The organism is Calidithermus roseus (genome assembly GCF_003574095.1).
Taxonomy (GTDB): Bacteria; Deinococcota; Deinococci; order Deinococcales; family Thermaceae; genus Calidithermus; species Calidithermus roseus.
Map to the genome: position 1 here is coordinate 1 of NZ_QWLA01000107.1, position 7,770 is coordinate 7,770.

Sequence of the window (7,770 nt, forward strand, 5' to 3'; positions counted from 1 at the left end):
GGCCTGGCGGGTGCTGGAGGGGGGGGAGCCGCTATACCTGGAGGACGCCTCGCAGGCGCCTGAGGCCCTGTTCTTCTCCGGGCGACCCAGCCGGGCGGCCTACCTGGGGGTGCCCCTGCGCGACGCCGAGGGACGGGTGTTGGGGGTGCTCTCCGCTGACACTGCCGAGCAGGGCGGGGGGTTGCTGCCCGAGGATCGCCACCTCCTGCTGGCCCTGGCTGAGGCCGCCGGGGCGGCCATCGCTCGCCTCGAGGCTTTGCGCAAGGCCCAGGGCGAGGCGGAGCGCTTCCGGGCGCTGGCCGAACTCTCGGCCCGGCTGGAGGCGCTGGAGGACCCCGAGGCCATCCTGAAGGAAGCCATGGAAGCCCTGTGGCGCATCAGCGGCTTTCAGATGGCTCTTTTCAGCGAGGCTACCCCCGAAGGCCTGTGGACGCGGGTGGTGACCGGGGAGCCCCCCGAGGCGTGGCTCACCCAGGTCCGCCACGAGCGCCAGCCCTTGAAGCGGGGGCTGATGGGCCAGGCCCTGCTCACGGGGGAGGCCCTTTACGCCCCCTCCTACCCGGACCACCCCCTGGCCCTGCCCGAGCGGGTGGCTTTGGGGTTGAAGAGCGCCGCCCATATGCCGGTGGGGCTGTTCGGCCGGACCGTGGGGGTCCTGAGTCTGCTGGACTTCCGTCGGGCCTACCGCGAGGACCCTCTGCCGCTGCTGGGCTTCGCCGCTCGCCGCCTGGAGCGCGCGCTGGAGAAGGCTCAGACCCTGCAGCAGCTGCGCCAGACGCGAGAGGAGGCCCTCAAGGGGCTGGGGGTGGCGCTGGAGTACCGCGACCTCGAGACCGCCGGGCACACCGAGCGGGTCACCGCGCTGGCCCTGCGCCTGGCCGAGGAGCTGGGCCTGGGTGAGCCCGCGCTTACCGAGCTGCGCCTGGGGGCCTACCTGCACGACCTGGGCAAGCTGGCCATCCCCGACCCCATCCTCAAGAAGCCCGGCAAGCTCTCCCCCGAGGAGTGGGAGCGCATGAAGGCCCACGCCATCCTGGGCGAGGAGATGGCCCAGCGGCTGGGCTTCCTCCCACCGGCCACGCTAGAGGTCATCCGCCACCACCACGAGCGCTGGGACGGCAGCGGCTACCCCGACGGCCTCGCGGGAGAGGCCATCCCCCTGCTGGCGCGTATCTTCGCCCTGGCCGACGTCTACGACGCCCTTACCTCCGAGCGCCCCTACAAGCCGGCCTGGAGCCGTGAGGAGGCCCTGGCCGAGATCGAGCGCCAGGCGGGCCGCCAGTTCGACCCTGAGCTGGCGCGGGCCTTCGTGCGCCAATTGCGGGAGGGGTATGGCGGCTAGCCGTCGGCATTACCCTGGATGTTCGCTTTGGAGATCCGACGGGCTTGACGGTCCTCCTCCGCCAGCCCCTCAAGTGCGGGTGGCGCGTGCTGGCGTCGAGGACAACTCCGAGGTCAGGGCGCCCTTAGCGAGAGGACTCGGCCGCCTCCACCCAGCCCTGGGGACTGCCCTTAGCCCGGGTGGAGGCCTGGCTGGCCAGGTTGATCAGGTCGTCGGCAGTGGCCGCAGGGTTCTCCGGCACCCGGCCCGGGCCGCGCCGCCCCCCCGACACACCCAGGGACAGGGCCAGCGGCGGCAGGCCCTCCACCTTCAGGACCCCCACCTCCCGCCGCAGCTCCTCCAGTAGCGGCAGCACCTCGCCGCGGGGCCGGGGGAAGAGCAGCACGAACTCATCGCCGGCGTAGCGGAAGGCCTCCCCGCCGTGGGCGCGGGCGAAGCCCCCCAGCAGGCGGCCCAGCGCCCGCAGGGCCCGGTCGGCGGCCACGTGCCCGTGGGCTTTGTTGAGGGAGCCGAAGCTGTCCAGGTCGGCGAAGACTAGCGTGGGGTCCAGCCCTCCCTGCAGGTAGCTCTCCAGGGTGTGCCGCAGCCGGTCGGCGCGGGACAGCCCGGTCAGGGGGTCCTGGCTGGCGCCCAGGGAATACAGGAGCGCGCCCTTGGTCAGCACCCCCACCAGCTTCCCCGCGCGCACCACCAGGAGCCGCTCCACCTCGGCCTCCTGCATGCGCTCGAAGGCCTCGAAGAGGCTGGCCTCGGGGGGTATGGTCAGGGGGTCTTTGCGCATGGCGTCCAGCACCAGGCGGTTGGGGTGGGCGGCCCGCACATCCCGCGAGGTCAGCAGGCCCACCAACCGCTCGCCCGTCACCACCGGCAGGCCACCCACCCGGTGCTGGTTCATCAGCCGGGCCGCCTCGGCCACGCTCACCTCCCCCTCGACCACCAGGGGGTCCGGGGTCATGGCGTCGATAACGCGGCGCTGCATAAGCCGGACCTATCTTAGCCTGAGGGTACGCTTGGCCTGCAACTCCGGGTCCAGGTGCACCCGGATCACCGCCTCCTCGTCGAGCATCTGCGCGCACTCCTCCAGCAGGAGCTGGACCAGGCTTTCCGCCTCCACCAGCCGCAGCAGCTTCTTGCGCACCAGGCAGGCCTCGACTACCGACCCTTCCCCTTCCAGGGGAATCAGCTCGAACTGGCCGGGGGACAGGCTCTCGGCCATCCGCCGGGCCGCCTCTGGGCCGATGGGGGCGCCCCGACCGATCAGGAGCGCGTCCCACAAGGGAGGGATCTCGAAGGGCTGGGCCCGCAGGCTTAGCTGCAGGTGCTTCTGGCTGTGCTCGCGAGACTCAGGCTTGCTCATGGCTGCCCTTAGTCTAATGTGCATGAAGGATGGCGGAAGTGATTTTCGAGCAGCTCGAGCAGCCTGGCAGGCGAGCCATGGATCAGTGTTTGGCACCAGCGATGTCCACCACGGCGCACGTCCTCAGTACACCGTTGCCGAGGTATTTGTATAGCCCAAGTTGCCACCCACAAAACGCTGGCCAGACGCTTGAGGTTATGGGCCTAGGTACAGGTACACGACAAAACTTGCGAGAAGTATGTAGGAGCTGATAAAGATAGGGACTGCCCGGCCAGAAGTGAAAACCCCGTACCCCACAGTATCTTCCGCTGTCCATCTGTCCAAATCAGCAACGCCACATTGAACCCGTACACATACCTCCCCCCTGCGCTATCTTTGAGCTTTTTTAGACTCATCTTTGGGTTTCCTTAGTGACGGGAAGCCCATTCCAATCCACTTCCCTGGATCCGCGTAATTCCAGTTGGTATCACTCGGCAAACGACGCAAGAAGCGTCGCGGCACTCAACCGCCCCTCATCGCTCGTGAACGTGGAGAATCCCCACAACCCCTGAAGAGTGCTCTAGGGCGGCTCGACGCGCAATCCCAGATAGAGCAACGCCACCTGCGAACGGTTGTCTGCACCCATCTTCTGCTTGAGGCTGTAGACCCAGTTCGACACCGTCTTGGGCTCGACCCGCAATTCCCTGGCAATTTCCTTGTCGCTCAGGCCCTTGATCAGCAAACGGGCCACCTGGCGCTCGCGCTGGGTCAGGGGTTCGACGCCCTCGAGCCCCTCGACCGGCAACACCGCGCCCGAGGCCACCGCCTCGAGTGCCTCCCGCATGCGCTGGGGGGAGACGGGCTCGAGCAGAACCGCCGCCGGGCGGTAGCTGGCCAACTCCTGGAGGTAGTGGGGAGAAGCCGACGGCGTGGCGACCACGAACGGCGGCTCGAGCAAGGGGAGCACCTGCAGGGCAAAGCCTACGGGCTGGTCGAGCACCAGGGTGACAGGCCTGGCCAGGCCTATCGCACCGTAGAGGCTTTCAGCCGCGGAGCAGAGCCAGGGGGAAGAACCGTGGATGGTGACGCTCTTGGACATGGCGAGGCTTGGCCTCCGGCGATTAGGATGAGCCTACCCTGTAACCAGGCCAGATTTCAAGCAGTGTGGCCGTTAGCGCACGTTATCGCACCCTTCATGCGTGCCTCGCCCCTGGCCTCAGCGGCTGGGGTAAACCGGGGGCCGCTCGAGGGCTGCCGAGGCCACGACCTGCATCCCGGCAATCCACAGCGACGTGAAGCCAACCGTCACCCAGGGCGGGGGATCGAAGCCGCCGATGATCCCGATGATGCGCGCCAGGCTCACCAGGGCCAGCCCCCACATCACCCGCAGCAAGCTCTCGCGCAGGCGATGGCGGGACATGAGGCTGACCTGATAGGCGAAGAGGAAGAACAGCGTGAAGGTGATGAGGGTGTAGAGAGCAACCGGGGTGAAGTAGGGCCTGAACAGCCAGGCCACCAGGGTACACACTCCACCGGCGAGCAACGGGCCGAGCACCGCACGCCGGGCTACGCCGGGATGGTAGAGCCGCAAGCGCTCGATGGCCCCTGGCAGGCTGAGGGCATAAAACGCCGCCGTGAGGGCTCCGGTCATGAACAAGCTCTCCTGCAGCCAGCCGGTGGGGAGCGCGAAGACATGCTGGAGCACCAGCAGCACCTCCGCACCCCCCAGCAGCCCCGTGGCGATGCCCATGCCGTGCATCGCCCGCTGGACGGGCGAGGGCAGATGGGCGGCCATGCGAAAATACCCGACGACCGCGACAAAATTAGCGTAGGCGATGGAAGCGCTCAACCATGGGGGCTGCAGGGAGATAGCCCACAGCCACAGCACCCAGTTGAACCCCAGGGCCAGCGCCCACCCGTGGTTGTGGCGCAGGGTAGCCAGCATCAGCGACAGCTTCGCCCGAACTCGAGCGCCTGAAAAGAGCACTTTTACCTACTCGGCGTAGACCCCCAGCCCCCTGAAGCGCCGGTAGCGGTCCTCGAAGAGCTCTTCCGGGCCCAAGTCTTTGAGTTCGGCCAGGGTCTCCAGGAGCGCGGTCTTGAGGTTGGCGAGGGTGGTCGCCGGGTCGCGATGGGCTCCGCCGCCCGGTTCGGGGATAACCCGGTCCACGATGCCCAGTTGCAGCAGGTCGGGGGCCGAGAGCTTGAGAGCCTCGGCGGCCTTGGCCGCCTCCTTGGCGTCGCGCCACAGGATGGCCGCACAGGACTCGGGGGAGATGACGGAGTACCAGGCGTTCTCCAGGATCAGCACCCGGTTGCCCACCCCGATGGCCAGCGCCCCACCCGAACCTCCCTCACCCAGGATCACCGCGATGGCCGGAACCCGCAGGCGGGCCATGCGCTGGATGCTCTGGGCGATGACCCAGGCCTGGCCCCGCTCCTCGGCGGAGATGCCGGGATAGGCTCCGGGGGTATCGATGAAGGCGATGAAGGGCTGGCGGAAGCGGTCGGCGAGGTCCATCAGGCGCATGGCCTTGCGGTAGCCCTCCGGGTGGGGCATACCGAAGTTGCGCTGAATGTTCTCCTTGGTATCACGGCCTTTCTGCTGGCCGCAGACCACCACCGGCGTGCCCTCGAGGTAGGCCAGGCCACCCACGATGGCCGGGTCGTCGGAGAAGGTGCGATCGCCACAGAGCTCGAAGAAGTCCTGGAACACCCCGCCCAGCACGTCGAGGGTGGTGGGGCGCCCCGGCGTGCGGGCCAGTTGCACCCGCTGCCAGCGCGTGAGGTTGCCGTAGGTGTCGTCCTGAAGCTTCTTGAGCCGCTCCCTGAGCACCGAGAGTTCGCCCTCGAGTCCCACCCCGCTCTCCTGAGCGTACTTCTCGAGTTCGGCGATGCGGGTCTCGAGCTCGAGGATGGGCTTCTCAAACTCCAGCGGCACGCGCACCCCCCACGAATTGCCTGAGCACCCGCGTCACCGCCTCCTTCAGCTTCCGGCGGTCCACCACGCGGTCCACCATGCCGTGCTTGAGCAGAAATTCCGAGCGCTGGAAGCCCTCGGGCAGGTCCTGGCGGATGGTCTGCTTGATCACGCGGGGACCGGCGAAGCCGATGAGGGCCCCCGGCTCGGCGAAGATCACGTCGGCGATGGCGGCGAAGCTAGCGGTCACGCCCCCAGTGGTGGGGTCGGTGAGGATGGAGACGTAGGGCAGGCGCCTGGCCCACAGCCGGTCGAGGGCCAGGGTAGTCTTGGCCATCTGCATCAGCGAGAGCGCCGCTTCCTGCATGCGGGCTCCCCCCGAGGCCGAGACGATCACCAAGGAACGGTTCTCCTGGGCGGCCAGCTCGGCTCCTCGGGCGATCTCCTCGCCCACCACGCTGCCCATCGAACCCCCAGCGAAGGCCGCGTCCATGACCAGCAGCACGCTGGGCACCTCCCCGATCAGGCAGCGCCCACCCACGATGGCGTCGGGGCGACCGGCCTCCTTCTGGTAGCGCTCGAGGCGCTTGACGTAAGGCTCGGTGTCCACGAATTCCAGCGGGTCGGCGGGCTTGAGCCGGGTGGTCTGCTCGAAGGTGCCGGCGTCGGCCAGGGACTCGATGCGCCTGAGGGCGGGAAAGCGCATGTGGTGGCTGCACTTGGGGCAGACGTAGAGGTTTTGCTCGAGGTCTTTCTTGTAGATGGGCGCGTCACAGCTCGGGCAGCGGGTCCACAGTTCGGGGACGTCGCGGACCTCACCCTGGGCGCGCCGACGGCGGAACAAACGTTCAAGGGCCACAGCCCAACTACTTTACCGCGTTTGAGCGGGGTTTTGCCTTTACGCAGTTCAAAAAAATCGCGGAGGGCCGTACAAATGGTCCTCCAGGCTGCTCAGGATTCACTCGCTGGCGGGTTTGGAGGGTTGGGGCAGGGCGGCCTTGACCTCGCCGGTCTGGCTGCGCCCGATGAAGACCGCCCCGGCCTCGATGTCGAGGGCTCTGGCCCGCACGTCGCCCTCGAGTTGCCCGCTCTTGGTGAGGGTGAGCTTGCCCTCCACCGAGACAGCAGCGCGGACCTTGCCCTGCACGTGGGCGTTCTTGGCCCGCAGCTGTTCGCCTTCGACGACCCCGCTGGGGCCGATCTCGAGTTCGCCTTCCACCAGCACCGAACCCCGCACCACGCCGTCGATGCGCACCTGTCCTTTGGCCTTGAGGGTGCCCTCGAGCTCGCTACCTTCAGCCAGATAGGTCAGCGAAGCGTTGGGTGAAGATTTTCCACGGCTCAACATCGGCTTAGTTTACCCTGCTTGCCCAGGGTCCGGGGCCAGCATTGGGCTTTGCTAAAGCCGCCCGCCCGAGAGGCTCGCGTCCGCGTAGCTCACGTAGCCGATAGAATTTGGAAGCAAGGGGGTAAGAATGTTCAGACGCGACCTAGGCGACGGGGCCTACTTGCAGGCCCTCGAGATGCACCATGCCCAGGAGCTCTTGGAGTTTGCGCGCGACAGCCGCGAGCACCTGGACCGCTGGCTGGACTGGAGCGCACAGATGCAGACGCTCGAGGACGCCGAGTTGTTTATCCTGCGGGGCATCACCCGCTACGCCGAAGACGGCCTGCCTTGGGTGGGCATCTGGCAGGACGGCAGGATGGCGGGGGGCATCGTGTTTTTCCCCATCGAGCGGGTGAACGACGAGCCCGTCAGCACCGAGATCGGCTACTGGCTGGCCGAGTGGGCTAGCGGGCGCGGGCTGATGACGCGGGCCATCCGGACCATGTTGGGCTTCGTGTTCGAGGAATTGAAGCTCAACCGGGTGCAAATGCGGATCGAGGTGGACAACCAACCCTCCCGGCGGCTGGCCGAGAGGCTGGGCTTCACCTTCGAGGGCATTCGCCGGCAGGACTGGAAGCGGCTCCACGGCTTCGTGGACACGGCCTGCTACTCGCTGCTGGCCCAGGAGTGGCCAGGGCTGAAGGGACCGCAGGGCTAGCGGGCGGCTAAAGCGTCCAGGTACGGCATGGGGTCTACGGCTACCCCATAGCGGAAGACCGTGTAGTGCAGGTGAGAGCCGGTCGAGCGGCCCGTGGAGCCCACCCAGCCCAGAACCTCGCCCGCCT

At 67.6% G+C, this 7,770-nt stretch carries 10 protein-coding genes; 2 read left to right on the forward strand and 8 right to left on the reverse strand.

The features are described from left to right. The coding region (locus tag Mrose_RS17125) for an HD domain-containing phosphohydrolase (protein WP_119280335.1) at nt 1–1,342 on the forward strand (1,342 nt) is incomplete at its 5' end. A 124-nt stretch (nt 1,343–1,466) separates the two neighbouring features. Here Mrose_RS17125 and Mrose_RS17130 read toward each other — a convergent pair. The 7 genes from Mrose_RS17130 to Mrose_RS17160 form a co-directional block, all read right to left on the reverse strand. Beyond that, nucleotides 1,467–2,321 (reverse strand): GGDEF domain-containing protein, encoded by an 855-nt coding sequence (locus Mrose_RS17130; protein ID WP_119280337.1) that lies wholly within the window; start codon nt 2,319–2,321, stop codon nt 1,467–1,469. Between the two features lie 9 nt (nt 2,322–2,330). Then, on the reverse strand, nt 2,331–2,699 hold the full coding sequence (locus Mrose_RS17135) for a hypothetical protein (protein ID WP_119280339.1): 369 nt from the start codon (nt 2,697–2,699) through the stop codon (nt 2,331–2,333). A gap of 559 nt (nt 2,700–3,258) precedes the next feature. Beyond that, nucleotides 3,259–3,777, reverse strand: a complete 519-nt coding sequence (locus Mrose_RS17140; RefSeq protein WP_119280341.1) for a response regulator transcription factor — start codon at nt 3,775–3,777, stop codon at nt 3,259–3,261. A 117-nt stretch (nt 3,778–3,894) separates the two neighbouring features. Next, entirely contained in the window at nt 3,895–4,665 is a 771-nt protein-coding gene (locus Mrose_RS17145) for a hypothetical protein (RefSeq protein ID WP_147371706.1), read from the reverse strand. Between the two features lie 6 nt (nt 4,666–4,671). After that, nucleotides 4,672–5,619, reverse strand: a complete 948-nt coding sequence (locus Mrose_RS17150; protein WP_119280351.1) for an acetyl-CoA carboxylase carboxyltransferase subunit alpha — start codon at nt 5,617–5,619, stop codon at nt 4,672–4,674. Beyond that, entirely contained in the window at nt 5,603–6,457 is an 855-nt protein-coding gene (gene accD, locus Mrose_RS17155) for an acetyl-CoA carboxylase, carboxyltransferase subunit beta (protein ID WP_119280345.1), read from the reverse strand. The genes Mrose_RS17150 and accD overlap by 17 nt, the downstream gene beginning before the upstream one ends. 99 nt (nt 6,458–6,556) lie before the next feature. Next, complete coding sequence (locus Mrose_RS17160; protein WP_119280347.1) at nt 6,557–6,946, reverse strand: bactofilin family protein; 390 nt, start codon at nt 6,944–6,946, stop codon at nt 6,557–6,559. A gap of 127 nt (nt 6,947–7,073) precedes the next feature. Here Mrose_RS17160 and Mrose_RS17165 point away from each other — a divergent pair, with 127 nt between their 5' ends. Beyond that, the gene (locus tag Mrose_RS17165; RefSeq protein WP_119280349.1) at nt 7,074–7,643 is read left to right on the forward strand and encodes a GNAT family N-acetyltransferase; all 570 of its coding nucleotides are present in this window, start codon (nt 7,074–7,076) and stop codon (nt 7,641–7,643) included. Here Mrose_RS17165 and Mrose_RS17170 read toward each other — a convergent pair. After that, on the reverse strand, nt 7,640–7,770 hold a 131-nt coding region (locus tag Mrose_RS17170; protein WP_147371707.1), incomplete at its 5' end, for a M23 family metallopeptidase. The two genes, Mrose_RS17165 and Mrose_RS17170, sit on opposite strands and share 4 nt — an antisense overlap.

Coding starts and splice junctions, on each gene's coding strand:
- Mrose_RS17165 (WP_119280349.1), top strand. CDS start 7,074: ATGTTCAGACGCGACCTAGGCGACGGGGCCTACTTGCAGGCCCTCGAG.
- Mrose_RS17130 (WP_119280337.1), bottom strand. CDS start 2,321: ATGCAGCGCCGCGTTATCGACGCCATGACCCCGGACCCCCTGGTGGTC.
- Mrose_RS17135 (WP_119280339.1), bottom strand. CDS start 2,699: ATGAGCAAGCCTGAGTCTCGCGAGCACAGCCAGAAGCACCTGCAGCTA.
- Mrose_RS17160 (WP_119280347.1), bottom strand. CDS start 6,946: ATGTTGAGCCGTGGAAAATCTTCACCCAACGCTTCGCTGACCTATCTG.
- Mrose_RS17140 (WP_119280341.1), bottom strand. CDS start 3,777: ATGTCCAAGAGCGTCACCATCCACGGTTCTTCCCCCTGGCTCTGCTCC.